37 protein-coding genes and 1 pseudogene are annotated in these 23237 nt (G+C 48.3%); 33 read left to right on the top strand and 5 right to left on the bottom strand.

The genetic code is table 11. The features are described 5' to 3' along the window. Positions 1 to 240: 240 nt before the first annotated feature. From QUA24_RS01200 to QUA24_RS01210, 3 genes are all read right to left on the bottom strand, one after another. On the bottom strand, positions 241 to 747 hold the full coding sequence (locus QUA24_RS01200) for a salt stress protein, Slr1339 family (RefSeq protein ID WP_333226592.1): 507 nt from the start codon (positions 745 to 747) through the stop codon (positions 241 to 243). Positions 748 to 820: 73 nt separating this feature from the next. Then, a complete protein-coding gene (locus QUA24_RS01205; protein ID WP_333057785.1) occupies positions 821 to 1426 on the bottom strand; it encodes a VWA domain-containing protein in 606 nt (201 codons plus the stop codon). Positions 1427 to 1544: 118 nt separating this feature from the next. Beyond that, complete coding sequence (locus tag QUA24_RS01210; RefSeq protein ID WP_333160374.1) at positions 1545 to 2021, bottom strand: NAD(P)H-quinone oxidoreductase subunit N; 477 nt, start codon at positions 2019 to 2021, stop codon at positions 1545 to 1547. Positions 2022 to 2452: 431 nt separating this feature from the next. Between QUA24_RS01210 and rplC the strand changes: the two genes are divergently transcribed. The 31 genes from rplC (at position 2453) to prfA (ending at position 21877) form a co-directional block, all read left to right on the top strand. Next, positions 2453 to 3088 carry a 50S ribosomal protein L3 gene (gene rplC / locus QUA24_RS01215; protein WP_190657996.1) on the top strand — a complete coding sequence of 212 codons (636 nt, stop codon included), beginning with the start codon at positions 2453 to 2455 and terminating at the stop codon, positions 3086 to 3088. Between the two features lie 191 nt (positions 3089 to 3279). After that, the gene (gene rplD / locus QUA24_RS01220; RefSeq protein WP_190657994.1) at positions 3280 to 3912 is read left to right on the top strand and encodes a 50S ribosomal protein L4; all 633 of its coding nucleotides are present in this window, start codon (positions 3280 to 3282) and stop codon (positions 3910 to 3912) included. Further along, the gene (locus QUA24_RS01225) at positions 3905 to 4213 is read left to right on the top strand and encodes a 50S ribosomal protein L23 (protein WP_006634999.1); all 309 of its coding nucleotides are present in this window, start codon (positions 3905 to 3907) and stop codon (positions 4211 to 4213) included. Before rplD ends, QUA24_RS01225 begins: the two co-directional genes overlap by 8 nt. Before the next feature lie 158 nt (positions 4214 to 4371). Beyond that, positions 4372 to 5235 (top strand): 50S ribosomal protein L2, encoded by an 864-nt coding sequence (gene rplB / locus QUA24_RS01230; RefSeq protein ID WP_015178705.1) that lies wholly within the window; start codon positions 4372 to 4374, stop codon positions 5233 to 5235. Between the two features lie 113 nt (positions 5236 to 5348). Then, positions 5349 to 5630: a 30S ribosomal protein S19 gene (gene rpsS, locus QUA24_RS01235; RefSeq protein ID WP_006634997.1), complete on the top strand. Its 282-nt coding sequence runs from the start codon at positions 5349 to 5351 to the stop codon at positions 5628 to 5630. 97 nt (positions 5631 to 5727) lie between these two features. Beyond that, positions 5728 to 6087 carry a 50S ribosomal protein L22 gene (gene rplV / locus QUA24_RS01240; protein ID WP_006634996.1) on the top strand — a complete coding sequence of 120 codons (360 nt, stop codon included), beginning with the start codon at positions 5728 to 5730 and terminating at the stop codon, positions 6085 to 6087. A 114-nt stretch (positions 6088 to 6201) separates the two neighbouring features. Next, a complete protein-coding gene (gene rpsC / locus QUA24_RS01245) occupies positions 6202 to 6930 on the top strand; it encodes a 30S ribosomal protein S3 (protein WP_242719701.1) in 729 nt (242 codons plus the stop codon). A 115-nt stretch (positions 6931 to 7045) separates the two neighbouring features. After that, entirely contained in the window at positions 7046 to 7465 is a 420-nt protein-coding gene (gene rplP, locus QUA24_RS01250) for a 50S ribosomal protein L16 (protein ID WP_333226594.1), read from the top strand. Positions 7466 to 7625: 160 nt separating this feature from the next. Beyond that, on the top strand, positions 7626 to 7937 hold the full coding sequence (gene rpmC / locus QUA24_RS01255) for a 50S ribosomal protein L29 (protein ID WP_333101806.1): 312 nt from the start codon (positions 7626 to 7628) through the stop codon (positions 7935 to 7937). A 38-nt stretch (positions 7938 to 7975) separates the two neighbouring features. Continuing rightward, entirely contained in the window at positions 7976 to 8224 is a 249-nt protein-coding gene (rpsQ, locus tag QUA24_RS01260; protein WP_015178711.1) for a 30S ribosomal protein S17, read from the top strand. 127 nt (positions 8225 to 8351) lie between these two features. Further along, the gene (rplN, locus tag QUA24_RS01265; protein WP_006634991.1) at positions 8352 to 8720 is read left to right on the top strand and encodes a 50S ribosomal protein L14; all 369 of its coding nucleotides are present in this window, start codon (positions 8352 to 8354) and stop codon (positions 8718 to 8720) included. A gap of 1 nt (position 8721) precedes the next feature. Continuing rightward, positions 8722 to 9084: a 50S ribosomal protein L24 gene (rplX, locus tag QUA24_RS01270; protein ID WP_242719707.1), complete on the top strand. Its 363-nt coding sequence runs from the start codon at positions 8722 to 8724 to the stop codon at positions 9082 to 9084. Positions 9085 to 9226: 142 nt separating this feature from the next. Next, positions 9227 to 9772: a 50S ribosomal protein L5 gene (rplE, locus tag QUA24_RS01275; RefSeq protein ID WP_333082089.1), complete on the top strand. Its 546-nt coding sequence runs from the start codon at positions 9227 to 9229 to the stop codon at positions 9770 to 9772. Positions 9773 to 9794: 22 nt separating this feature from the next. Then, a complete protein-coding gene (gene rpsH / locus QUA24_RS01280; RefSeq protein ID WP_332978141.1) occupies positions 9795 to 10199 on the top strand; it encodes a 30S ribosomal protein S8 in 405 nt (134 codons plus the stop codon). 123 nt (positions 10200 to 10322) lie between these two features. Next, complete coding sequence (rplF, locus tag QUA24_RS01285; protein ID WP_333057791.1) at positions 10323 to 10871, top strand: 50S ribosomal protein L6; 549 nt, start codon at positions 10323 to 10325, stop codon at positions 10869 to 10871. 2 nt (positions 10872 to 10873) lie between these two features. Next, positions 10874 to 11236 (top strand): 50S ribosomal protein L18, encoded by a 363-nt coding sequence (gene rplR, locus QUA24_RS01290; protein ID WP_333101803.1) that lies wholly within the window; start codon positions 10874 to 10876, stop codon positions 11234 to 11236. A gap of 162 nt (positions 11237 to 11398) precedes the next feature. Continuing rightward, a complete protein-coding gene (gene rpsE, locus QUA24_RS01295) occupies positions 11399 to 11947 on the top strand; it encodes a 30S ribosomal protein S5 (RefSeq protein WP_190745441.1) in 549 nt (182 codons plus the stop codon). 145 nt (positions 11948 to 12092) lie between these two features. After that, positions 12093 to 12539: a 50S ribosomal protein L15 gene (gene rplO / locus QUA24_RS01300; protein WP_006634984.1), complete on the top strand. Its 447-nt coding sequence runs from the start codon at positions 12093 to 12095 to the stop codon at positions 12537 to 12539. Between the two features lie 102 nt (positions 12540 to 12641). Continuing rightward, on the top strand, positions 12642 to 13946 hold the full coding sequence (secY, locus tag QUA24_RS01305) for a preprotein translocase subunit SecY (protein WP_333082087.1): 1305 nt from the start codon (positions 12642 to 12644) through the stop codon (positions 13944 to 13946). A gap of 5 nt (positions 13947 to 13951) precedes the next feature. Next, on the top strand, positions 13952 to 14527 hold the full coding sequence (locus QUA24_RS01310) for an adenylate kinase (protein ID WP_333212628.1): 576 nt from the start codon (positions 13952 to 13954) through the stop codon (positions 14525 to 14527). 292 nt (positions 14528 to 14819) lie between these two features. Beyond that, a complete protein-coding gene (infA, locus tag QUA24_RS01315; RefSeq protein ID WP_006276978.1) occupies positions 14820 to 15044 on the top strand; it encodes a translation initiation factor IF-1 in 225 nt (74 codons plus the stop codon). Positions 15045 to 15411: 367 nt separating this feature from the next. Beyond that, positions 15412 to 15525, top strand: coding sequence for a 50S ribosomal protein L36 (gene rpmJ, locus QUA24_RS01320; RefSeq protein WP_015178722.1), 114 nt, complete (start codon positions 15412 to 15414; stop codon positions 15523 to 15525). Positions 15526 to 15608: 83 nt separating this feature from the next. Then, entirely contained in the window at positions 15609 to 15992 is a 384-nt protein-coding gene (gene rpsM / locus QUA24_RS01325; protein ID WP_006634981.1) for a 30S ribosomal protein S13, read from the top strand. A gap of 84 nt (positions 15993 to 16076) precedes the next feature. Then, positions 16077 to 16475, top strand: a complete 399-nt coding sequence (gene rpsK, locus QUA24_RS01330) for a 30S ribosomal protein S11 (protein WP_006634980.1) — start codon at positions 16077 to 16079, stop codon at positions 16473 to 16475. A gap of 174 nt (positions 16476 to 16649) precedes the next feature. After that, a complete protein-coding gene (locus tag QUA24_RS01335; protein WP_332958426.1) occupies positions 16650 to 17594 on the top strand; it encodes a DNA-directed RNA polymerase subunit alpha in 945 nt (314 codons plus the stop codon). A 125-nt stretch (positions 17595 to 17719) separates the two neighbouring features. Beyond that, positions 17720 to 18070 carry a 50S ribosomal protein L17 gene (rplQ, locus tag QUA24_RS01340; protein WP_333226597.1) on the top strand — a complete coding sequence of 117 codons (351 nt, stop codon included), beginning with the start codon at positions 17720 to 17722 and terminating at the stop codon, positions 18068 to 18070. 29 nt (positions 18071 to 18099) lie between these two features. After that, positions 18100 to 18942: a tRNA pseudouridine(38-40) synthase TruA gene (truA, locus tag QUA24_RS01345; protein ID WP_333226599.1), complete on the top strand. Its 843-nt coding sequence runs from the start codon at positions 18100 to 18102 to the stop codon at positions 18940 to 18942. 160 nt (positions 18943 to 19102) lie between these two features. Next, positions 19103 to 19558 carry a 50S ribosomal protein L13 gene (gene rplM, locus QUA24_RS01350; protein ID WP_015178725.1) on the top strand — a complete coding sequence of 152 codons (456 nt, stop codon included), beginning with the start codon at positions 19103 to 19105 and terminating at the stop codon, positions 19556 to 19558. Continuing rightward, entirely contained in the window at positions 19558 to 19968 is a 411-nt protein-coding gene (gene rpsI / locus QUA24_RS01355; RefSeq protein ID WP_106147490.1) for a 30S ribosomal protein S9, read from the top strand. Before rplM ends, rpsI begins: the two co-directional genes overlap by 1 nt. Positions 19969 to 20271: 303 nt before the next feature. Then, positions 20272 to 20580 carry a 50S ribosomal protein L31 gene (gene rpmE / locus QUA24_RS01360; protein ID WP_333059812.1) on the top strand — a complete coding sequence of 103 codons (309 nt, stop codon included), beginning with the start codon at positions 20272 to 20274 and terminating at the stop codon, positions 20578 to 20580. Positions 20581 to 20782: 202 nt separating this feature from the next. After that, positions 20783 to 21877 carry a peptide chain release factor 1 gene (gene prfA, locus QUA24_RS01365; protein ID WP_333226601.1) on the top strand — a complete coding sequence of 365 codons (1095 nt, stop codon included), beginning with the start codon at positions 20783 to 20785 and terminating at the stop codon, positions 21875 to 21877. 15 nt (positions 21878 to 21892) lie between these two features. On the opposite strand, the gene QUA24_RS01370 is transcribed toward prfA, so the two are convergent. Further along, entirely contained in the window at positions 21893 to 22309 is a 417-nt protein-coding gene (locus QUA24_RS01370; protein ID WP_333226603.1) for a hypothetical protein, read from the bottom strand. Between the two features lie 136 nt (positions 22310 to 22445). On the opposite strand from QUA24_RS01370, the gene QUA24_RS01375 reads away from it, so the two are divergent. Further along, positions 22446 to 22811 (top strand): helix-turn-helix transcriptional regulator, encoded by a 366-nt coding sequence (locus tag QUA24_RS01375; RefSeq protein WP_333057801.1) that lies wholly within the window; start codon positions 22446 to 22448, stop codon positions 22809 to 22811. A 31-nt stretch (positions 22812 to 22842) separates the two neighbouring features. Beyond that, entirely contained in the window at positions 22843 to 23127 is a 285-nt protein-coding gene (locus QUA24_RS01380; protein WP_333226605.1) for a helix-turn-helix transcriptional regulator, read from the top strand. A gap of 1 nt (position 23128) precedes the next feature. Here QUA24_RS01380 and QUA24_RS27265 read toward each other — a convergent pair. After that, positions 23129 to 23237: pseudogene (locus QUA24_RS27265) on the bottom strand (IS1 family transposase); the annotation flags it as partial.

The raw sequence follows: 23237 nt of genomic DNA on the forward strand, positions 1-23237 counted from the left end.
ATCAATCCCCCCCGTGGTTGTCGCAGCCACAGGAAATAACTGTGCTGTGTCCCTATAAATGATATTTATTGGCTGGCAATTTGTAGGGATACGGCAGTGCCGTATCCTAAATCCCGCGTAATACAAAGGATATTTACTTTACGTCTTGCAAAGACACAGCACTGCCATGCCCTTACAACAAATAGAACTGGCAATTAACCCAAAGGTGGCCTGACAAATTGTGAATACCGTGTAGTTCAATCAATCAAACTCATTCACCACTTGCAAATACTCGATCGCCGCATCTATCCTCGAAGAATACTTAAAAGCAAACTGATCGAACCAATATCCCTCATCGGAATTTTTATCCAACTTTTTCAGCCAAACCTGAGCTTGCCTAACTTTCTGTCTGTGCGTTTGTACGTCCAACTGCAGCCCCGCGACTTTTTCTGCTGGCAGCAGTTCCAGTGCAGCCACTTCCTGAGCTTTATTTGGTGCTTCGTGCTCAGCCTTAAGCGGTTGCTGTGAAACTGCTTTCTGAGCTTTATTTTGCGCTTCGTACTCAGCCTTAATTTGAGCTAAATCCTTATCCAAAGAACCAGCATACAAATTTATATCTGATGTTTTAAATGTTTGATTTGACGGCACTGCTGCTTGTGGCACAGGCGCTTGTGCTTGCACCGGTGTCTGACTTTTCAACTCAGCATTTTTTTGAGATGCTTGATACTCTGCCTTAAGTTCACCTAACAGGCGTTCGATAGATTCCATAACTTAAACCCCCCTAAAAAATGCTGCTGGGTCAACTGACCCAAATATAATCGCGTGAACTTGGCCCGCCTCCTCAATCAGTTATTGCATTCAGCAATACCTCCGTCAGGGTCATTCCTTCAATATCATCCATCGTGACAGTATCAACGATATCGAATTTAGCGCCGGCGCTTTGCAGTTCGTCATCCAATATTTTGAGAAACTTAGTAGCTTCCGGCGCATTCCCTACTTGAATGAAAGAAATCGCTAACTCTTCATCTCGATCGAGCTTCCGCGAAGCCTCTATAATCGTTTTCATCACTTCTTTGCGATCGTCCGGTTCCCCGTCCGTCACCACTAATATTGTTTCCCCATTTTGCTTGGTCTTACCGGATGCTTTGCGCTGAAAATAACTGTTCAGGGCGTCTTGCAGAACAGCAGCTAAATTCGTAGTCCCCGAAGGTTCGTTTTCTTGGAAAATTTGCACGACTTTAGCCGATGTTACGTTGTCATATCGCTTGAAGCGACCAGAAAATACATAAACTGTTATGCCATCCGGATCAAGTTCTTCGCATTTATTCGCTAATGCGATCGTCGATTCTTGCATGAGCGCCCACCGACTTTTACCGCCCATCTGGTCTTTTGTGTACATACTGCCGCTTTTGTCAATGATGATGGTATAATCGCGGTTCTGAAGCATAATATTTTTCCTGTTAATTAAGTTTTTCCCAAAAATATCAAAACCAGCGAGCAGAAGCTGTTGAGCTTTAGTTGCTCGCTGCGTTTTTTAGTTGATTTGCGATCGCAAATACCGGAATTTAAGCTGCAACTAAAGCATCTTTGAGTGGCTTCCAGCTAAAAGCTCGATCGCCCCCCATCTCAACTGCTATTTTAACTCGTGGTTCTAACGTCGGCAAAACAGTCAAATACTCAATCTCCTGACTCGACAAAATCTGCCCTTCAATAATCCACAGCACCAGTCCTTTTGCTTTCGGTGGCAAATTGTCTAATTGAGTTTTCAACATCGGCGGCACGTAGTACGTATAACCCACTGCCGATTCATTGCCAGTAGTTTTTTTGCCCAAATGCGGTGGCCGCACCCCGTGAACCCCGGTCAAATACATCGCCAAATCACCCAAACCCCGCGCCGAAATCGTGTACGCACCGTAGCCCGCAGCCCTCAGCCGCCGCAGGTAGCGCCCCTCAAATCCTCCCTCTAAAGGAACGTACAGGGCCAGCGACCCCGACTTTTCCAAATCCCGAATTAGATCAGATCCCGTCGTAATCAGTCCCATAAATTTGTGTTTCCTGCTGTATCAAAATTTGGTCGATCGCTGCTTGCGAGCTGGAAATATTATAAATCCTAAAGTTGAGCCGAAAAATTCTCATCGTGGCCTTGACAAACGCCAAACACTTCATGTACTATTGTGAATTGTCGCCGTAAAGGATACTGAGTAGTTTGCTGCTCAAGTCCTGGTGCAAACAAGCAAGACCGAGACAAAACTCGGAGATAGAGTCGGTAAAAAGCCGCGAATCTAAAACCTTGCAAGACTTCCACAAGCTCGCTCCCAAATTTAAAACTCAAATTTTAAACACCGAGGAAGGCTGTTGGTTGATAACAGTTAATTGCAGGAACACTGAAATAAATGTTTCTGCACAAGAGCAAGCGGATTGACGTAAACTTCGCAATCCGAAACCTCTTGCGTAAATAAAAGGAAGAAAATCCGTGTCTGTAGGCATTCTTGGCACTAAACTAGGCATGACTCAAGTGTTTGACGACCAAGGGAGAGCCATCCCCGTCACCGTCATACAAGCAGGGCCTTGTACAGTAACTCAAATCAAAACAAAACAAACTGACGGCTACGGTGCCGTTCAAGTTGGATACAACGAAGTTAAACCAAAGGCTCTCAACAAGCCAGAACTAGGACACCTTGCCAAGTCGGGGGCGAATCCATTGCGCCACTTGCAGGAATACCGATTGGAAGACACCAGTTCCTTTGAATTAGGTCAACAACTAAAAGCAGATACCTTTACACCGGGACAAATAGTAGATGTCATCGGTACCAGCATCGGTAAAGGTTTTGCAGGTTTTCAAAAGCGCCACAACTTTAAACGAGGCCCCATGTCTCACGGTTCCAAGAACCACCGCGAGCCTGGATCGATCGGACCTGGAACTACTCCCGGTCGCGTTTATCCTGGGAAAAGAATGGCAGGACGTATGGGCAACGTTCAAGTCACCGTCCGCAAACTAACAATTGTCCGGGTGGATACAGAGCAGAATTTGCTGCTAATTAAGGGAGCAGTTCCCGGCAAAGCTGGCGCCTTAGTCAATGTTGTGCCTGAGAAAAAAGTAGGACGTTAGTCAGTAGTCATTAGTCAGTAGTCAGCAGTCAGTAGATAGTGGTTGGCCGTTAGTAGCAAGCAATAACTAAGAACTAAAAGCTGAAAACTTAAGAGCTGAAAACTAAGACCTGAGAACAGACAACAGACGACAGACAACAGACAGCAGACAACTAACAACAGACAACTAACAACAGACAAAGGACAAAAGATATGGTTAATTGTGTAGTCCGAAATTGGCAAGGCGAAGAAGTTGGAGAAACAACTTTAGAACTGCGCGTAGCCAAAGAAGAAAATGCGTCTCACATTGTTCACAGAGCATTGACGCGGCAACTAAATAACGCCCGTCAAGGCAATGCTTGCACCAAAACTCGATCGGAAGTCAGAGGCGGTGGCCGCAAACCCTGGCGTCAAAAAGGCACCGGTCGAGCCAGAGCAGGTTCTATCCGTTCTCCGCTGTGGCGGGGCGGCGGTGTCATCTTCGGGCCAAAACCGAGAGACTTTGAAGTCAAAATGAACAAAAAGGAACGCCGTCTCGCTTTGCGGACAGCATTCCAAAGTCGCACCGAAGACATCATTGTGGTTGAAGAATTTGCAGAGCAATTTCCGAGACCGAAAAGCAAAGAATTGCTGAGTGCGATCGCCCGCTGGGGCATCGAACCGGATACAAAAGTTCTGTTAATCTTGCCAGAACCGCAACCAAACGTCTACTTATCAGGACGCAACATCGAATTAGTAAACGTCATCTTGGCAACATCCCTGAATGTTTACGACGTTCTCGCGGCTGACAAAATTATCGTCACATCTACAGCCATAGCTAAAATTCAGGAGATTTACGGTGAGTAAAATCGACCCCCGCGACTACGCAGATTTGATCCAGCGTCCGATTCTCACCGAGAAAGCTACCCGAATGATGGAATTAAATCAATTCACATTCGACGTAGCCCCCAAAGCGACCAAGCCTCAAATCAAAGCAGCCATCGAAGAACTATTTAAGGTCAAAGTCATCGGCGTCAACACCCAAAACCCGCCGCGCAAAAAGCGTCGAGTTGGCAAATTCGTCGGCTTTAAACCTTGTTACAAGCGAGCAACCGTAACTCTGACAGACGGAGACTCGATCCGCAAACTCCTATTCCCAGAAGTTTAGCCAATTTTGGATTTTAGATTTTAGATTTTAGATTGCGGTTAACTGGTGAAAATACCAAACCCAGAAAGTTACCAAGTTAACTGATAATCCCAAATCTAAAATCCAAAACTGCCAAGTCCTTGCATCCCAAATCTAAAATCTAAAATCTAAAATCGATTATGGGCATCCGTTCTTACCGACCTTATACCTCCAGCACCCGAGAACAAACCGTCTCGGATTTTGCTGAAATTACCAAATCAGAGCCAGAAAAGTCTCTAACCAGCAACAAGCACACCAAACAAGGCCGCAACAACCGAGGCGTCATCACCTGTCGCCACCGGGGAGGCGGTCACAAACGGTTGTATAGAGACATCGACTTCCGCCGCGACAAACACAGCATTCCCGCTACCGTCAAGGCGATCGAATACGACCCCAATCGCAACGCACGCATCGCCCTCCTGTTCTACAAAGACGGCGAAAAACGGTACATCCTGCACCCGCTCAACTTAAACGTCGGTACAGTAATTGTCTCAGGCCCAGACGCGCCGATCGAAATCGGTAACGCCTTACCCCTGAAAAACATTCCCCTTGGTACCAGCATCCACAACGTCGAGCTAGTACCCGGAAAAGGCGGACAAATCGTTCGCTCCGCCGGCTCCAGCGCTCAGCTAATGGCAAAAGAAGGTAGCTACGTCACCCTCAAACTGCCATCCGGTGAACAGCGCAAAGTCCGCGCCGACTGCTACGCCACCATCGGTCAAGTCGGCAACACCGACGCCAGAAACATTAGCCTGGGTAAAGCAGGTCGCACCCGCTGGAAAGGTCGCAGACCCACCGTTCGCGGTAGTGTCATGAACCCGGTAGACCACCCGCACGGCGGTGGCGAAGGCAGAGCTCCCATCGGACGTCCGGGGCCTGTCACTCCTTGGGGTAAACCAGCATTGGGTGCAAAAACTCGACGCAAAAACAAGCGCAGCGACGCTTTAATCGTCCGCCGCCGCCGCAAAGCTTCCAAGCGCGGCAAGGGCGGCAGACAAAGCTAGTCATCAGTCAGCAGTCTTCAGTGCTTAGTTATTAACTGCTAACTAATGACTGAGGACTGATGACCAATGACTGCTGAAAGCTGACTAATGACTCCTGAATTACTAAAAAAATCATGTCTCGATCGCTAAAAAAAGGGCCTTTTGTCGCAGATGCTCTGATGACAAAAATCGAAAAACTGAACGCCGCCGGCCAAAAACAAGTAATTAAAACTTGGTCGCGATCTTCCACAATCCTGCCCCAAATGGTAGGCCACACGATCGCCGTTCACAACGGCAGACAGCACGTACCCGTCTACCTCACAGACCAAATGGTAGGTCACAAACTCGGAGAATTTTCCCCCACTCGCACCTTTAGAGGTCACGCGAAAAGTGGTGATAAAAAGGCAAAAAGATAGCCGAATTAGGTGACAGGTAATAGGTGATCGGACAAACTTTTTCCCAATTACCAATTACCTTTTTCCCAATTACCAATTACCAATTACCCAAATCGAAATGGTTATAGATACCACATCCGAAATTAAGGCGATCGCCCGTTACATCCGGACATCCCCCTTCAAAGTGCGCCGAGTCCTCGACCAAATTCGCGGCAAAAGCTACCAAGAAGCGCTGATTTTACTCGAATTCATGCCCTACCGCGCCTGCGAACCAATCGTCAAAGTTTTGCGATCGGCAGTAGCCAACGCCGAACACAACGCAGGATTGGATAAATCCAAGCTGGTAGTTTCTCAAGCTTACGCAGACCAAGGCCCAGTCCTCAAACGCTTTAGACCCCGCGCTCAAGGTCGCGCCTACCAAATCCGCAAGCCAACCTGTCACATTACCGTAGTAGTAGCTCCGCTCGTAGAAAACTAAACCAGGGAAAAACGTAAGAGGTAATAAACAGCTTAAAGTTGAAAAAAATGGGTAATCACCAATTACCAATTACCAATTACCAATTACCAATTACCAATTAACTCATCAACTATTATGGGCCAAAAAATACATCCAATTGGTTTTCGCCTCGGCATTACCCAAGAGCACCGCTCTCGCTGGTTTGCCGATCCCAAAAACTATCCAGAACTCTTGCAAGAAGACTATAAAATTCGCAAGTACGTTCGTAAAACCCTCAGCAATGCTGGGATTTCCTCGGTCAGAATTGAGCGGAAAGCCGATCAAATCGACCTAGAAGTGTTCACCGCCAGACCAGGCGTTGTCGTAGGCCGCGGCGGAGCAGGCATCGAAACCTTGCGCGTCGGTTTGCAGCAGCAACTCGGTAGCAACCGCCAAATCCGCATCAACGTCGTCGAAGTCCAGCGAGTAGATGCCGATGCCACACTGATCGCGGAATATATCGCTCAGCAACTAGAACGGCGCGTATCCTTCCGCCGAGTAGTCCGCCAAGCAATCACCCGCGCCCAAAAAGTCGGCATCCAAGGCATCAAAATTCAAGTCAGCGGACGCCTCAACGGTGCAGAAATAGCCCGTACCGAATGGACACGGGAAGGAAGAGTCCCCTTGCACACGCTGCGGGCAGACATCGACTACTCCTACTGCACTGCTCAAACCATCTACGGTATTCTGGGCATTAAAGTTTGGGTTTTCAAAGGCGAAATTATTCCCGGACAGGAACAAGAGGCTGCGCCAAATGCCGCAGTGCCCCGCACCAAACAAAAGCGCCGCCGCCAGAACTTTGAAGATCGATCGAACGAAGGCTAGCTAATTGTTAACTGTTAGTTGTCACTTGTTAAGTGTGAGTTGTTCCAAACCAATTAGCAATTAGCAATCACCAATTACCAATTACCAATTACCAATTACCCAACTCCCTTTCGCCATGTTAAGCCCTAAAAGAACGAAATTCCGCAAACAACAGCGCGGGCGAATGAGCGGTATTGCCACCCGCGGCAATACAGTTAGCTTTGGCGACTTCGCGCTCCAAGCCATCGAACCAGCCTGGATCACCTCCCGCCAAATAGAAGCCGGACGGCGCGCCATGACCCGCTATATCCGCCGGGGCGGCAAAATCTGGATTCGCATTTTTCCCGACAAACCAGTCACCGAGCGCGCAGCAGAAACCCGGATGGGTTCTGGTAAAGGCTCACCAGAGTTTTGGGTTGCCGTGGTCAAACCGGGCCGGGTAATGTTTGAAATTGGCGGCGTAAGTGAAGAAACTGCCCGCGAAGCAATGCGTTTGGCATCTTTCAAATTACCAATTAAAACCAAGTTCATCACTCGCGAAGAAGGCCAGTCATAGCGAAGAGCGAAGGTAGAATTAGGTCTGTATTAATCAGCATTTTAAACGGCTACAGCATTTTAAAATCTGGCTTTCATAACTTTTCTTTCCTTCGACCTTCAGCCAAGCGAGACACTTCTGTCTTCTGTCATACCGCTCGCTAACGAGAAAGCACACAATTATGTCTTTGACCAAGATTAAAGAAGCTAGAGAATTAAGCGATGCTGCAGTAGCAGAGCAAATTTTAGCCGTCAAGCGCCAACTAATGGAATTGCGGCTCCAGCAAGCTACCGGCCGCATGGAAAAGCCTCACCTGTTCAAGCACGCCAAACACCGCCTAGCTCAATTGATGACAGTTGAACGCGAGCGCCAAATCGTTGCTGAGAAAGAAGCAGCAGCAAAATCAGCCGCAGCTAAACAGGTAGCACAGCCTGCTGCAACCGCAGCAGTCAGCCAAGAGTCAGAAGCAGCCGAGCCGACGATCGCACAGTAGCTAAAAACAAGTCAATTGCACAACAAAAATAGGTAGCTATGGCAATTAAAGAACGAGTTGGCGTAGTAGTCAGCGACAAGATGGATAAAACCGTCGTGGTAGCAATCGAAAACCGCTCCTCCCACACCAAATACGGCAAAATCGTAGTCCGCACCAAGCGGTACAAAGCTCATGACGAAGAAAATCAGTGCAAATCGGGCGATCGTGTCCGCATCACTGAAACTCGCCCACTGAGCAAAACCAAACGTTGGACGGTTGCTGAGATTTTCGGTGCAAAAAATGGCTAACAGTTAATTATTAATTGCTTTGAAGTGTGCGATCGTCTTATCAATCGATCGACTCTGTGATGACCCATCAATTAGCAATTAGCATTTAGCAGTTAGCAAGCATCAAATTACCTTTTCCCCAATCACCATGATTCAACCCCAGACATACCTCAATGTCGCCGACAATAGCGGAGCCCGCAAACTGATGTGCATCCGCGTATTGGGAGGCGGCAACCGTCGCTACGGCGGAGTCGGCGATGTCATCATTGCCGTCGTCAAAGACGCCATCCCCAATATGGCCGTCAAAAAATCCGATGTCGTTCGGGCTGTCATTGTCAGAACCCGCAAAGGTTTGCGCCGCGACAGTGGCATGAGCATTCGTTTTGACGATAACGCCGCCGTTATTATCAACGTAGACGGCAACCCCAAAGGCACTCGCGTCTTCGGCCCCGTCGCCCGCGAATTGCGCGACAAAAACTTTACTAAAATCGTTTCCTTAGCCCCGGAGGTACTTTAAAATGTACGGAAAAAAGGGTAAACCAACTAGCGAGCCGCAGCGCTACAGAATGCACGTCAAAGCAGGCGATACCGTGCAAATAATTACTGGCAAAGAGAAAGGAAAAGTCGGAGAAATCTTAAAGACATATCCTAAAGTCAGCAAAGTAATTGTTAAAGGTGTAAACATCAGAACAAAGCACGTCAAGCCCCAGCAAGAGGGAGAGTCCGGGAAAATACTGACGTTTGAGGCTCCCATTCACAGCTCAAATGTCATGCACTATTCCGAAAAAGAAAAAATAGCTAGCCGCGTTTGCTATACATTTAGCGAAGACGGTCGGAAACTGCGACAGCTCAAAAAAACCGGAGAAATCATCGATCAATAGTGATTTGTTATCAGTCATCGGTCATTAGTCTGCCTTCTGACAAGTGACTTTTCAACTCATAACTAACAGCTAACATCGGTGGGACGGACAATCGACAAATTCCCTGACCAAGCCCAGGGACAGTTAACGAAACACAAAAACTATGCCGGACAAACTCAAAGTTCTTTATCAAGGAAAAATCGTTCCCACACTGATGGATCAGTTTAAATATACTAATATCCATCAGGTGCCCAAACTCGTCAAAGTCACAGTGAACCGAGGTTTGGGAGAAGCATCTCAAAACGCTAAGGCGCTGGATTCGTCGATCAACGAAATTAGCATCATCACCGGGCAAAAACCAGTGGTAACGCGGGCGAAAAAAGCGATCGCAGGCTTCAAAATCCGCAAAGGAGTACCCGTCGGCGTTATGGTGACGCTGCGCGGCGATCGGATGTACGATTTTCTCGATCGGCTGATCAACCTCGCACTCCCCCGAATTCGTGACTTCCGTGGCATCAGCCCCAAAAGCTTCGACGGGCGCGGCAACTACAGCTTGGGTCTGAGAGAACAGCTAATTTTTCCAGAAATAGAATATGACCGCATCGATCAAATTCGAGGCATGGACATTTCAATTATCACCACAGCAAACACCGACGAAGAAGGACGCGCCTTGCTTAAAGAAATGGGAATGCCGTTCCGGGACAACTAAGCACTAGAGTAAGAAGCAAAAGATGGCAGCTAACGATACCATAGCAGATATGTTGACGCGCATTCGCAATTCTTGCATGGCGCGCCACCAAACAACGCAAATTCCAGCTACAAAAATGACCCGCAGCATCGCCCAAGTCCTCAAAAGTGAAGGCTTTATCAGCGAATTTGAAGAAGCAGAACCAGAAGGGATAAAGCGACATTTAGTGCTTTCTCTAAAGTACAAAGGTAAAACTCGCAAGCCCATTATCACGGCACTTAAGCGAGTCAGCAAACCAGGACTGCGCGTTTACTCGAACCGTAAAGAATTGCCCAGAGTATTAGGCGGAATTGGCATAGCCATTATTTCCACCTCCAGTGGCATTATGACGGATAGAGAAGCTCGACGCCAAGGTTTGGGCGGTGAAGTGCTTTGTTATGTTTGGTAGTCATTAGTCATTAGTCATTAGTCACTGGTCGTTGGCAAGAGACTCAAAAATCAATAACTAAGGACTAATAACTAAGCACTAATAATCAAGGACTAATAACTAAAAACAAAGGACAAAAAAACTATGTCGCGAATTGGCAAGCGTCCGATTAGCATCCCCACGAAAGTCACCGTCACCCTAGACGGCCAAAAAGTAGCCGTCAAAGGGCCCAAAGGTGAACTTTCCCGAGTGATTCCAGCCGAAATCCTCATGGGAATTGAAGGCGAGACTTTACTCGTTACCCGCCGAGACGAATCTCGCGTCGCCAGACAACTGCACGGATTGTGCCGCACCCTAGTCGCCAACATGGTCGAAGGTGTATCAGAAGGTTTTCAGCGGCGTCTCGAAATTATCGGCACAGGTTATCGGGCACAGGTTCAAGGACGGAACCTGATTTTAAACGTCGGTTACAGCAAACCCGTTGAAATGCCCCCTCCCGAAGGCATCACAATGGCAGTTGAAGGCAACACCAACGTCATTGTCTCCGGCATTGACAAAGAACTCGTAGGCAATACAGCAGCCCGCATCCGCGCGGTGCGTCCGCCCGAAGTCTACAAGGGCAAAGGCATTCGCTACAGCGGCGAAGTCGTCCGGCGCAAAGCTGGTAAAACAGGCAAAACAGGTAAGAAGTAACAATGAAGCTTACTCGCAAAGAATCAGTCCAGCGCAGACACCGCCGTGTTCGGCGCAAGGTGTTCGGCACCTCCGAACGTCCCAGACTAGCGGTATTTCGCTCAGATCAGCACATCTACGCTCAAGTAATCGACGACACCGCCCAGCACACTTTGGCCGCCGCGTCAACCCTCGATCCCGAATTGAAGTCAACTCTCAGTTCTGGCGGCAACTGTTCCGCGAGCGTGCAAGTCGGTCAGTTGATTGCCAAACGCTGTTCCAGCGCTGGCATAGTCAAAGTCGTATTCGATCGGGGGGGCAACCTCTATCACGGTCGTGTCAAAGCCCTCGCAGAAGCAGCTCGCGAAGCGGGGTTAGACTTCTAGAGGGGGTAATGGGTAGCGGGTAATGAGTAATTAAAAAGTAAAAAGTCAAAAGTTGAAAGTTAAAAGGCAAAATCCAGATTTCTTCTATTTTTACTTTTTACTCAAACAATTACCACTTGCCGATCGCCTTTCACCAATTACTAATTCCCACAGGACAAAACTATGGCAGAACAAAAAGAACAGCGCAACAAGAAAAAAAGCAGCAGCAACAACAAAGGGCGCGAAAAAGAATCCGAATGGCAAGAACGGGTTGTTCAGATTCGGCGCGTTACCAAAGTAGTCAAAGGTGGTAAAAAACTCAGCTTCCGCGCCATAGTCATTATTGGCAACGAACGCGGTCAAGTTGGAGTAGGAGTCGGCAAAGCTAGCGACGTAATCGGTGCCGTTAAAAAAGGCGTCGCTGACGGCAAAAAGCACCTAATTGAAGTCCCCCTCACCAAATCTAACTCCATCCCTCACCCCATCAACGGTGACGGTGGCGGAGCTAAAGTGATGATGCGGCCGGCCGCTCCAGGAACCGGGGTAATTGCAGGGGGAGCAGTACGAACTGTTCTCGAACTAGCCGGAGTCCGCAACATCTTAGCCAAACAGCTAGGTTCTGGAAATCCCTTAAACAACGCCCGAGCTGCAGTCAATGCCCTCTCCACCCTCCGCACCTTGTCCGAAGTTGCTCAAGAGCGCGGAATTCCAGTAGAAAATCTCTACGGTTAGGGCACGCGAGAATGGGAAACTGTAAGTTTTGAGTGTTAAGTGCTTGCGGTGAAAATAAAAAAATCCGCAACTTAAAACTCACGCACTCAAAACTACTGCATACCCCTCTCTAAATACCAATTACCAATTACCAATTACTAAAACTATGAGATTGCAAGACGCCCGACCCAAAGCAGGCTCCCAAAAGCGCCCCCGACGCTTGGGCAGAGGTATTTCTGCCGGTCAAGGCGCGAGCTCCGGCAAAGGGATGCGCGGTCAAAAATCTAGAGCCGGTAGCGGCACTAGACCCGGTTTTGAAGGAGGTCAAAATCCTCTCTACCGCCGTCTCCCCAAGTTGAAAAGCTTCCCTCTAGTGAACCGGAAAGAGTACACTACCATTAATGTGAGTAAATTAGCATCGCTGCCAGCAAACACCGAAGTTACTCTCACCTCTCTGATCCAAGCAAAAATTGTCACCACAGACGACGGGCCGCTGAAAATCTTAGGAGATGGCGAACTGAATGTACCTTTGCAAGTGCGCGCCTCGGCTTTTACCGCAGGTGCTCGCACCAAAATTGAAGCTGCAGGCGGAAGTTGCGAATTAGTTGCGTGAAGATTTGAGGTTTGAGAGTCTGTCCAAATCTCAAATCCTCAAGCTTGCTATCAGAAAATGATTTAGTCGAAAATCCCAAATCTAAAATCCAAAATCGTAACTATGGACGTTAGTAGAGAGAAAGCGCCAACTGCACAAGAGACGTTCATGCAGATGGCTCAAGCTGCTGGTTTGCGAGGCCGCATCCTCGTAACCGTTGGCTTACTGATTTTAGTACGCCTGGGTGTCCACTTGCCAGTCCCCGGCATTGATCGAGTCGCCTTTGCCCAAAACGTCCAAAATAGCCCTTTAATTGGCTTTCTGGACTTGTTTTCCGGAGGCGGCTTGTCAGCGTTGGGGATTTTCGCGTTGGGGATTTTGCCCTACATTAATGCTTCAATTATTGTGCAACTTCTAACTGCGGCTCTGCCAAGCTTAGAAGACTTGCAGAAAAATGAAGGAGAAGCAGGGCGACGCAAAATTTCTCAAATTACTCGCTACGTTTCATTAGGCTGGGCAATTCTGCAAAGTATTGGCATTGCGATTTGGGTCAGCCCTTTTGCTCAATCTCCAGCGCCTTTATTCATAGCACAAACTGCTTTGGCTCTGACAGCCGGCTCAATGTTTGTGATGTGGATATCGGAAGTGGTGACGGAACGAGGTATCGGGAACGGAGCGTCGCTCCTGATTTTTATCAATATTGTGTCGGTATTGCCGCGCTCTTTGGGACAAACTTTTGAATTGGCTCAAAGCGGGGACACGCAAGTTGTCGGCCGCGTAGTCGTTCTGCTGCTGGTCTTTTTGGTAACTATTGTTGGGATTGTTTTTGTTCAGGAAGGTACTCGCCGCATTCCGATTATTTCGGCACGTCGCCAAGTCGGCCGCAAAGTTTATCGGGAGAGCCGGAGTTATCTGCCCCTGCGCTTGAATCAAGGCGGAGTGATGCCGATTATTTTTGCATCTTCGGTGTTGATTGTGCCTTCTTTCCTCGCTCAGTCTCTCAATAACCCGTTTTTGGTTCAAGTTGCTAATGTTTTGAGTCCGAACGGCCCTGCCCCTTGGGCTTACGCGCTGTTTTATCTAACTTTGATTCTGTTCTTCAGCTATTTCTACGCTTCGTTGATTGTAAACCCCGTAGATATGTCTCAGAACTTGAAGAAAATGGGCGCTAGCATTCCTGGAATTCGTCCGGGTCAGAAAACGAGTGATTATGTGGAGAAGGTTTTGAACCGTTTGACTTTCTTGGGAGCGATTTTTCTCGGTCTGGTTGCTATTGTACCAACTGCTGTAGAAAGCGCGATCGGTGTGCAAACTTTTAGAGGTTTTGGCGCAACTTCCCTACTGATTTTAGTAGGTGTGGCGATCGAAACTGCTAAGCAAATTCAAACTTACGTCATCTCCCAGCGATATGAAGGAATGGTGAAGTAATCGTAATGCAATTGATTTTTATGGGGCCTCCAGGGGCAGGAAAGGGAACTCAGGCTCAGCTCTTAGCAGCTCTCTGGAAAATACCCCACATTTCTACAGGTGACATCCTACGCGCCTGCGTAGTTGCCAAAACTGACTTGGGTCAAAAAGCACAATCCTACATGGATCGGGGAGAGTTGGTTCCTGACGAGTTATTGATGGACATCGTGCAAGAACGTATGAATCAGCCAGATGCTCGTGCTGGCTGGATTCTCGACGGCTTTCCCCGCACAGTCGCGCAGGCAGCTTTTTTTGACAAACTGCTCTGCGATGTTGAAGGAAGTACGTCTGGAAAGGACTGCGCTCTCAGAGCTGTCAATTTGGACGTTCCTGACAATGTTTTGGTGGCTCGCCTGCTGTCGCGGGGGCGTCAGGATGACAATGAGGAGACGATCCGCCGCCGATTGCAAGTTTATCGCGAGCAAACTGAACCTTTGATTGATTTTTACAGCGGCCGCCAACAGTTAGTTGCGGTTGATGGCGATCGAGCCATGGAATTAGTCACAGCAGAACTGCAACAAGCTCTCTCGCGCGACTCTTGAACCCTCTCAATACAGCTTGTTACTCACAAGCTTTTGCTAAGATATGTTAACTAGGAGCTTTTTGTGCTATCAGGTTTTGTGAGGGTTGCTAGAGACCGAATTGAACTCGATACTAATTGCCACAACTTTACTCAAGTAAAGCTAAAGCGAGCGGTTGGTTGATTCAAGAAGTCGATCGAGTCGCCCGAATTCTTGCCCCGCTTCCCGTTTCACTCCTACCAGTAAATAGGTGTTGAGGTAAACAGCGGGACACTCCTAGTTAATCAAATGTAGAGTTGAGGTAAATACCAAATTGTCTAAGCAAGATTTAATTGAAATGGAAGGGACAGTGACGGAATCCCTGCCTAATGCGATGTTTCGCGTTGACCTAGATAATGGGTTTAACGTGCTAGCTCACATTTCCGGCAAGATCCGCCGCAACTACATCAAAATTCTGCCTGGCGATCGCGTCAAAGTCGAATTGACTCCCTACGACTTGACCAAAGGCAGGATTACTTATCGCCTTCGGAAAAAATAGGCTTAGATAAAACTTTCTAAAAACTAATTCTAAGTTTAATTAGAGAGAATTTGGTAAAAAGCGTCAAATTTATGCTATAATGCTACGTTTGTAGTGTTGCCGAGAAGGGCGTCAACAACCCACCGGTGTACCGGGTTAAGTCATTGTTACACCGTAAAAGTATCGCTCGCCTACACTCTGGCGCAGGCGAACTTTACCCACCAATGGGAGTGGGTGCAAGCGGGCTCCTTCATGAAACAACCCGCACTTTATACAATTTAATCGAGGAGAGGCCTACACCTTGCCCAGCCTCTCCTCCCACCGCTCTACGGGCAGTCCCAGCGTGCCTGTTCTCCGCTAGAGCGGGGTTCTCCAGGCAGGAAGAAAGATGAAAGTTCGAGCATCTGTCAAAAAAATTTGTGAAAAATGTCGCGTCATCCGCCGTCGCGGTCGAGTGATGGTGATATGCACTAACCCGAAACACAAACAACGCCAAGGTTAGAAAAAAAGAAGATTGGGCACTGCACGCAGGTGCATCCTAATTGAACATTGTAGCCAAACAGGAAAACTAGGGAGACAAAAAGTGTGGCACGGATTGCCGGGGTAGACCTTCCACGCGATAAGCGCGTCGAAATAGGTCTGACATACATTTACGGAATAGGCTTGTCGCGGGCCCAAAAAATTATCGCTGCAACAGGCGTAAATCCTGACACTCGCGTCAAGGATTTAACAGAGGCAGACGTGACAGCTCTGCGGGCTCATGTAGAGACCACATACCAAATCGAAGGAGACCTCCGGCGCTGGGAGTCAATGAACATCAAGCGCCTGATGGACATCGGAACTTATCGCGGTAGGCGTCACCGTTTGGGTCTGCCGGTGCGGGGACAACGAACCCGTACCAACGCCAGAACCCGTCGTGGCGTCCGCCGAACAGTTGCGGGCAAGAAAAAGGCACCTTCCAAGAAGTAACATCTTTTTGGGAAAAATACGCTGGGGGCTGCTGGCTCCTAGCGCTTCGGGACATTAGTTGAGAGAAACGTTAAAGAGACTAATATGGCGCGACAACAAACAGGCAAGAAATCTGGTGCAAAAAAGCAGAAACGGAATGTACCCAATGGGGTAGGCTACATCCAGTCTACCTTTAACAACACGATAGTAACTATTACCGACCTCAACGGCGAAGTCATATCCTGGGCATCGGCAGGTTCCAGCGGTTTTAAAGGAGCTAAAAAGGGAACTCCCTTTGCAGCTCAAACAGCAGCAGAAAGTGCGGCCCGCAGAGCAAACGACCAAGGAATGCGCCAAATAGAAGTAATGGTGAGCGGGCCGGGAGCAGGTAGAGAAACTGCAATCCGGGCGCTGCAAGGGGCGGGACTGGAAATCACCCTGATTAGAGATGTTACCCCAATTCCTCACAACGGCTGTCGCCCTCCCAAGCGGCGTAGAGTCTAAAACGATTTGAGATTTTAGATTTTAGATTTTGGATAATGGCTAACTGCTTAAAGTCAAAAACTAATGGTTCTAACTGTTGCCCCGTCCATCCAAAATCCGAAATCCGTTCAGGGGTATGCTCTGCAATCTAAAATCCAAAATCAAAAATCCAAAGTGGAAAAGGGAGGTCACTCCGTGGCGCAGTTTCAAATTGAATGTATAGAGTCTAACACTGACAAAGACCGCAGTCAGTACGGAAAATTTGTCCTGGAACCGCTCGATCGCGGTCAGGGAACAACTGTTGGGAATGCGCTGAGGCGAGTTCTGCTGTCAAATTTGGAAGGAACAGCAGTAACTTCAGTCCGAATCGCGGGCGTCAATCACGAGTTTGCCACGATCGAAGGGGTACGTGAGGATGTTCTAGAAATTCTCCTGAACATGAAAGAGGTGGTTCTCAAAACTCATTCTCAACAGCCGCAAATCGGCAGGTTGCGGATTGAGGGGCCCGTCACCGTTACGGCCGATCGATTCGATTTGCCCTCAGAGGTGGAATTGATCGATCGCTCCCAGTACATTGCAACTCTCTCGCCAGGCTCAGTTCTGGAAATGGAATTCAGAATTGAAAAAGGCATCGGATACCGAGCAGTAGACCGCAGTCGCGATGATGGGTCGGCTTTGGATTTCCTCCAAATAGACGCCATCTTTATGCCGATTCGCAGAGTCAACTACAGCGTAGAAGATGCTAGGGTAGGCGGCACGGTCGAGAAAGACCGGCTGATTATGGAAATCTGGACTGATGGCAGCGTGACTCCTCAAGAAGCTTTGAGTCAATCGGCCCACATTTTGGTAGATTTATTTGCACCTCTCAAAGACATCACCCAAGATTCTCTCAAACCAGAGTATCCAGGTGAGGCAGATCCTACTAGCCAAATTCCGATCGAAGAATTGCAGTTGTCCGTCCGGGCTTACAACTGTCTCAAGCGGGCTCAGATCAACTCAGTCGCAGACTTATTGGATTATACCCAAGAAGACTTGCTCGAGATCAAGAACTTCGGGCAGAAGTCTGCTGAAGAAGTGATTGAAGCTTTACAAAAACGCTTGGGCATTACCTTGCCACAGGAAAAATCAGCTAAAAGTTAATCAACGGGTAACGGGTCAAAAAGTTCTGAATTTTAAGTAGGTGAGTTTTTAAGTTAAAGAATTCACCGCTCAAAACTCGCGGACTATCCCGGCACCCAATTACCAATTACCAATTACCAACTGCTATGCGTCACCGCTGTCGCGTTCCCCAACTCAGCAAACCGGCTGACCAGCGCCGCGCCCTACTGCGCTCGCTGACCACCGAATTAATCCGCCACGGTAAAATCACTACCACTCTAGCCCGCGCCAAAGCGTTGCGCTCAGAGGCGGACAGGATGATTACCCTGGCCAAAGATGGCTCCTTGGCCGCTCGCCGCCAAGCTATGGGCTATATCTACGATAAACAGTTAGTACACGCCTTGTTTGAGGCGGCACAAGAACGGTACGGAGCGCGCAACGGCGGCTACACCCGCGTCGTGCGAACAGTCCCCCGTCAGGGAGACAATTCCGAAATGGCGATCGTTGAACTGGTTTAATTCAATTTTGGGTTGGAGATTTGTGATTTATGACTGACAATCCAAAATCCCCAATCGAAAATCCCCAATCGATACAGCGCGTTGCTCTGGTGATCCAATACCTCGGCACTAACTTTCACGGTTGGCAGCGACAGCCGAACCAGCGTACAGTACAAGAAGAAATTGAAACAGCAATATCGACTGTTCTGGAACGCCCGGTAACGCTGCACGCTGCTGGGAGAACCGATGCGGGAGTTCACGCTGCTGCTCAAGTAGCCCATTTTGACGCCCACGGCCCAATTCCGGCTCACCGTTGGGCAAGCGTTCTCAACTCTCGACTGGCAAAAGATATTTTAATTCGAGCTTCGGCAAAGGTGGAACCTACCTGGCACGCTCGGTTCTCAGCCAGTTGGCGGCGCTATCGCTACACCCTTTATACAGACCCGACCCCTAATTTGTTTGTGCGTCCTTTTGCTTGGCACTGCTATCACTCTCCTGTGGATGAATCTTTGATTCAGACAGCTTTGACACCGCTCATCGGGCGGCATCACCTGGCTGCTTTCCACCGCGCGGGTTCTGCCCGCCCCCATTCCTGGGTGGACGTGCAAGCGGCCGAGTGTCAGCGTTCTGGGCCTCTTATCTATATTGAGGTTCAGGCGAGCGGGTTTCTGTACGGGATGATGCGGCTGCTGGTGGGGTTGCTGGTGCAGGTGGGTCGCGGGGAAAGGCCGATCGACAATTTCACAGATATCTGGGTCAACGAACGCCGAGAAATGGTAAAATATGCCGCTCCCGCTCAAGGTTTGTGCCTGCTGCGGGTTGGCTACTCTGAATTCCCCTTTCCCCCAGATGTCTGGTACGACACTCAGCCAAAATTAGTCATTAGTCATTAGTCATTAGTCATTAGTCATTAGTCATTAGTCATTAGTCATTAGTCATTAGTCATTAGGTAACTACTAATAAAAAACTAAGGACAACTAACAATTAAAAGCTGACAACTGACAACTGACAACTAACAACAGTTAACAGTTAATAGACAACTAACAACAAACAATGAACAAAACTTACGTCCCTACTCAAGACTCCCTAGAGCACAAGTGGTACGTGGTCGATGCCGCCGACCAGCGGCTGGGCCGTCTGGCAACTGAAGTTGCCATGTACCTCCGGGGGAAACACAAACCGACTTACACTCCTTCTATGGATACCGGTGACTTCGTAATTGTCATCAATGCTGACAAAATCGCTGTTACTGGCAAAAAACGCACCCAGAAAATCTACCGCCGCCATTCTGGAAGACCGGGCGGTATGAAAACAGAAACTTTTGCCAAATTGCAAGCACGTTTGCCCGAAAGAATTGTCGAAGAAGCTATACGAGGAATGCTGCCTCACACTTCTCTGGGCAGACAACTATTTACTAAACTGAAGGTGTACGCTGGCCCCAACCACCCGCACCAAGCTCAAAAACCAGAAGAATTAATTGTTCACACGATTCCGGGAGGAAATGAGTAATGCAAGCAACAGATACCGGCCGCGCTGTGTACTGGGGTACCGGTCGCCGCAAATGTTCAGTAGCGCGGGTGCGCTTGGTTCCCGGCACTGGCATACTGACTGTCAATGGTAAAGAGGGGGATTTGTACCTGCAATTCAACCCTACTTATTTGGCTCTGGCTAAGGCCCCTCTGGAAACTTTGGGTCTGGAAAATGAGTACGACATTTTGGTGAAAGTCGAAGGCGGTGGCTTGACAGGTCAGGCTGACTCGATTCGCTTGGGTGTCGCTAGAGCACTTTGTCAATTAGACCCGGACAACCGCAAGCCTCTGAAGACTGAGGGTTATTTGACTCGCGACCCGCGGGCCAAAGAACGGAAAAAGTACGGTTTGCGGAAAGCTCGCAAAGCTCCTCAATACTCGAAGCGGTAATCGAGGGAAGTTCGGCAACGGATTTTTTAACGGATGTAACGGATGTAATGGAAGTTCGGAAACGGCTTTTTTAACGGATGTAACGGATGTTCGGATTGACGGATTGACGGAAGAAGGAAGAAGGAAGAAGGAACGAAGAAAAAGCAAGAATCATTCAGATTTTATCTGCCTTTTTTCAAGTTTATTTCCGATTCCTGATTCCTGGTTCCAAAAGGTATAAGACAAAATTGGTGCTGTGGTTGGTTTAGACGTCCTGCGGCAGCTAAAATGGTTGTAAAGTCAAAAATTAGAGAGTAAAAAACAATGGCAAAAGATGGCATTCACCCTGAGTGGTATCCCGAATCTCAGGTTTATTGCAACGGGGAACTCGTGATGACTGTGGGTTCCACTAGACCAAAGCTTCAAGTTGATGTCTGGTCGGGAAATCATCCTTTTTATACTGGCACTCAGAAGATTATTGATACTGAAGGTCGTGTGGAGCGCTTTATGCGGAAATACGGCATGACCGAGGTAGAAATGCCGAAGGCAGATGCTTCCTCTGGACCACTGAAAATGGAAGATCCGAAAGCAGATGCTGCTAAGGCTGCTGGTAAAGGCAAAAAGAAGAAGTAGCCGGATTGTCATTTGTCCGCAGTTTGTTGAGAGTAGTTCTTTCTACTGGCAACTTACCGCCCTCGGATTTTAGATTTTAGATTGAAGACTTGCTATGCAGGCAGTTGAGTTCGATCGAGATTCTATCCCAACTGTTCTTCAAATCTAAAATCTAAAATCTAAAATCTAAAATCTAAAATCGATTGACAAAGGACAACTGACAATGGCTGAATCTTATTTGCTGGATAAATTGAAGTCGGTAGAGCAAACTTTTAATGAGTTGACTCGCCGCATGGCTGACCCGGATGTGGCTAGGGACAATCAAGAGTTTCAACGGGTAGCAAAAGCTCGATCGTCCTTGGAGGAAGTGGTCGATACTTTTGCTTTGTGGAAAACCACTCAGGAAGATTTGGTAGGTGCCCGACAGGTTCTCAAGGAAGCCGCGGGCGATCGAGATATGCAAGAAATGGCCGCGCTGGAAGTTCAGGAACTTGAGGCGAGGCTGGAGAGTTTGGAAAGTCGTTTGAAGGTTTTGCTGCTCCCCCGCGACCCGAATGATGACAAGAATATTATGCTGGAAATTCGGGCGGGTACTGGCGGAGATGAGGCTAGTATTTGGGCGGGAGATTTGCTCCGCCTGTATTCCCGTTACGCTCAAACTCAAGGCTGGCAGGTGAAGTTGGTGAGCGAGTCGCTGGCGGAAATGGGCGGGTTTAAAGAGGTGATTCTGGAAATTACAGGCGACAGCGTTTACAGCAAGCTGAAGTTTGAGGCGGGAGTACACCGGGTGCAGCGAGTGCCTGTGACTGAGGCTGGCGGCCGGGTGCATACTTCGACGGCGACGGTGGCTGTGATGCCGGAGGTTGACGATGTGGAGATTCACATCGATCCGAAGGATATTGAGATGAGTACGGCTCGATCGGGCGGCGCTGGCGGTCAAAACGTGAACAAGGTGGAAACTGCTGCGGATTTGTTTCACAAGCCGACGGGAATTCGGATTTTCTGTACTGAGGAGCGCAGCCAGTTGCAGAATAAGGAGCGGGCGATGCAGATTTTGCGGGCTAAGCTCTATGAGATGAAGTTGCGGGAGCAGCAGGATGAGGTGAAGTCGCGGCGTTTGGCTCAGGTTGGTACTGGTTCGCGATCGGAGAAGATTCGCACTTACAACTATAAGGACAATCGGGCTACCGACCACCGTTTGGGGGAAAATTTCTCGCTCAATAGTGTTTTGGAAGGGGATATTGAGGGGATTATTCAAACTTGCATTTCCCAGGATCAGCAGGAACGTTTGGCTGAGTTGGCTGCTTCTACTAATTGATGGAGTGATGGGGGGCTAGGCGCATTGTTTGCTCAGCCTCAGTTCCCTTGTTACGCGGGAGATATGGTTGAGTAGGGCTTCCCAAATTGCATCGGCGATCGCCACTGGATATTTGAAATGTTCGAGGTCGTATTGTACAATGACTTCTAGGGGTGCTATAATTTGCTGGTTTCGACAACTGCCAATTGCTGCGATCGCCTCTTGTTCCCATCTGGCAAATAGTCTGTAGCTGAAAAAGGAACTGCATTTTTGTCCTTTCTTGTTCAGGTAAACGACTATTACTTGATGTTGTTTGGGGTAAACTTTCACTATGCGGTTGACTGGCATTCTTAGGGCTTCGGCTGCTTCTTTTTTGGAGATTTGCCAGCACTGGGGTTTTAGCAACCCCGAGGCTGTGAGGCTTTGACGTGTATTGCGTGTCTTGCGAGTCATTTTTACTGCCCCTGATTGGCTATAAATACAATTATGATTTCAAAAGTATTTACACTCTAACTGGTAAACTTTTTGCTGTCAAGCAAGAAAGACAGATTTTTTGGTAGATAAGTAAACTAGGAGTTGTGTTGATCTGGTGACTAATACTGTGGACACAGAAGCTAGGAAGAAACTGAGCGAAGTTGTGAAGCTAGCCCGTGGCGACCTGAGTTTTAGCGCTTTTGGTAGGCTATTGGGAGTCTCTGGGTCTGCTGTTCAGTATTGGGAAAAGGGCCAGGTACTCCCGGATACGAAAAATTTGACTCAGATTGCGGCAAGAGCGGGCTTTACGATGGAAGAGTTAATGGCTCATCTCGAAGGCAAACCAATGCCGGAACCTGTCAATACCAACGAGCTCCTTAAAAAAATCCAATGTATGCCACTGAGTGACTTAGCAGTGATTGTTCGAGCTGGTATGGAGCGACTGGCTGCTGCTGCTGTAGCTTCTGGGAAGTATGGTTGATGTTCTGTAAACTGGGAATTGTGGTTATCTGGTGGCTGATACCGTGAACGCAGAAGCTAAGAAAAAATTGATCGAGATTGTCAAACTAGCTCGCGGTTCGATGAGTCAGCGGGCATTCGGCAAGCTTCTGGGCGTCTCTGCGACTGCGGTTCAGTTGTGGGAAAAAGGTCAGAGCATCCCAGATACAGAAAATTTGGCTCAGATTGCTGTGAGGGCCGGGTTTACACTTGAAGAGCTGCTCGCTCATCTGGAAGGCAAACCCATGCGTGAACCGGTAGATACTAACGATCTGCTGAAAAAAATTCGGCGTTGCTGAATCAAGGTATGAATACTGCCGGAACGGGAACATCCTGAAATTTTAGGTAATGTATTAATAATTTAATAGAGTGCCTGAGCATTTCCGCGCACTTAGAATAACAAAGAGTC

The organism is Microcoleus sp. Pol12B5, assembly GCF_036701335.1.
GTDB lineage: Bacteria > Cyanobacteriota > Cyanobacteriia > Cyanobacteriales > Microcoleaceae > Microcoleus.

What these genes read in the sequence shown, in the direction of transcription:
- QUA24_RS01200 (WP_333226592.1), bottom strand. Translation starts at nt 747, where the DNA reads ATGGAATCTATCGAACGCCTGTTAGGTGAACTTAAGGCAGAGTATCAA.
- QUA24_RS01205 (WP_333057785.1), bottom strand. Translation starts at nt 1,426, where the DNA reads ATGCTTCAGAACCGCGATTATACCATCATCATTGACAAAAGCGGCAGT.
- QUA24_RS01210 (WP_333160374.1), bottom strand. Translation starts at nt 2,021, where the DNA reads ATGGGACTGATTACGACGGGATCTGATCTAATTCGGGATTTGGAAAAG.
- rplD (WP_190657994.1), top strand. Translation starts at nt 3,280, where the DNA reads ATGGTTAATTGTGTAGTCCGAAATTGGCAAGGCGAAGAAGTTGGAGAA.
- rplB (WP_015178705.1), top strand. Translation starts at nt 4,372, where the DNA reads ATGGGCATCCGTTCTTACCGACCTTATACCTCCAGCACCCGAGAACAA.
- rpsS (WP_006634997.1), top strand. Translation starts at nt 5,349, where the DNA reads ATGTCTCGATCGCTAAAAAAAGGGCCTTTTGTCGCAGATGCTCTGATG.
- rplV (WP_006634996.1), top strand. Translation starts at nt 5,728, where the DNA reads ATGGTTATAGATACCACATCCGAAATTAAGGCGATCGCCCGTTACATC.
- rpsC (WP_242719701.1), top strand. Translation starts at nt 6,202, where the DNA reads ATGGGCCAAAAAATACATCCAATTGGTTTTCGCCTCGGCATTACCCAA.
- rplP (WP_333226594.1), top strand. Translation starts at nt 7,046, where the DNA reads ATGTTAAGCCCTAAAAGAACGAAATTCCGCAAACAACAGCGCGGGCGA.
- rpmC (WP_333101806.1), top strand. Translation starts at nt 7,626, where the DNA reads ATGTCTTTGACCAAGATTAAAGAAGCTAGAGAATTAAGCGATGCTGCA.
- rpsQ (WP_015178711.1), top strand. Translation starts at nt 7,976, where the DNA reads ATGGCAATTAAAGAACGAGTTGGCGTAGTAGTCAGCGACAAGATGGAT.
- rplN (WP_006634991.1), top strand. Translation starts at nt 8,352, where the DNA reads ATGATTCAACCCCAGACATACCTCAATGTCGCCGACAATAGCGGAGCC.
- rplX (WP_242719707.1), top strand. Translation starts at nt 8,722, where the DNA reads ATGTACGGAAAAAAGGGTAAACCAACTAGCGAGCCGCAGCGCTACAGA.
- rplE (WP_333082089.1), top strand. Translation starts at nt 9,227, where the DNA reads ATGCCGGACAAACTCAAAGTTCTTTATCAAGGAAAAATCGTTCCCACA.
- rpsH (WP_332978141.1), top strand. Translation starts at nt 9,795, where the DNA reads ATGGCAGCTAACGATACCATAGCAGATATGTTGACGCGCATTCGCAAT.
- rplF (WP_333057791.1), top strand. Translation starts at nt 10,323, where the DNA reads ATGTCGCGAATTGGCAAGCGTCCGATTAGCATCCCCACGAAAGTCACC.
- rplR (WP_333101803.1), top strand. Translation starts at nt 10,874, where the DNA reads ATGAAGCTTACTCGCAAAGAATCAGTCCAGCGCAGACACCGCCGTGTT.
- rpsE (WP_190745441.1), top strand. Translation starts at nt 11,399, where the DNA reads ATGGCAGAACAAAAAGAACAGCGCAACAAGAAAAAAAGCAGCAGCAAC.
- rplO (WP_006634984.1), top strand. Translation starts at nt 12,093, where the DNA reads ATGAGATTGCAAGACGCCCGACCCAAAGCAGGCTCCCAAAAGCGCCCC.
- secY (WP_333082087.1), top strand. Translation starts at nt 12,642, where the DNA reads ATGGACGTTAGTAGAGAGAAAGCGCCAACTGCACAAGAGACGTTCATG.
- QUA24_RS01310 (WP_333212628.1), top strand. Translation starts at nt 13,952, where the DNA reads ATGCAATTGATTTTTATGGGGCCTCCAGGGGCAGGAAAGGGAACTCAG.
- rpmJ (WP_015178722.1), top strand. Translation starts at nt 15,412, where the DNA reads ATGAAAGTTCGAGCATCTGTCAAAAAAATTTGTGAAAAATGTCGCGTC.
- rpsK (WP_006634980.1), top strand. Translation starts at nt 16,077, where the DNA reads ATGGCGCGACAACAAACAGGCAAGAAATCTGGTGCAAAAAAGCAGAAA.
- rplQ (WP_333226597.1), top strand. Translation starts at nt 17,720, where the DNA reads ATGCGTCACCGCTGTCGCGTTCCCCAACTCAGCAAACCGGCTGACCAG.
- truA (WP_333226599.1), top strand. Translation starts at nt 18,100, where the DNA reads ATGACTGACAATCCAAAATCCCCAATCGAAAATCCCCAATCGATACAG.
- rplM (WP_015178725.1), top strand. Translation starts at nt 19,103, where the DNA reads ATGAACAAAACTTACGTCCCTACTCAAGACTCCCTAGAGCACAAGTGG.
- rpsI (WP_106147490.1), top strand. Translation starts at nt 19,558, where the DNA reads ATGCAAGCAACAGATACCGGCCGCGCTGTGTACTGGGGTACCGGTCGC.
- rpmE (WP_333059812.1), top strand. Translation starts at nt 20,272, where the DNA reads ATGGCAAAAGATGGCATTCACCCTGAGTGGTATCCCGAATCTCAGGTT.
- prfA (WP_333226601.1), top strand. Translation starts at nt 20,783, where the DNA reads ATGGCTGAATCTTATTTGCTGGATAAATTGAAGTCGGTAGAGCAAACT.
- QUA24_RS01370 (WP_333226603.1), bottom strand. Translation starts at nt 22,309, where the DNA reads ATGACTCGCAAGACACGCAATACACGTCAAAGCCTCACAGCCTCGGGG.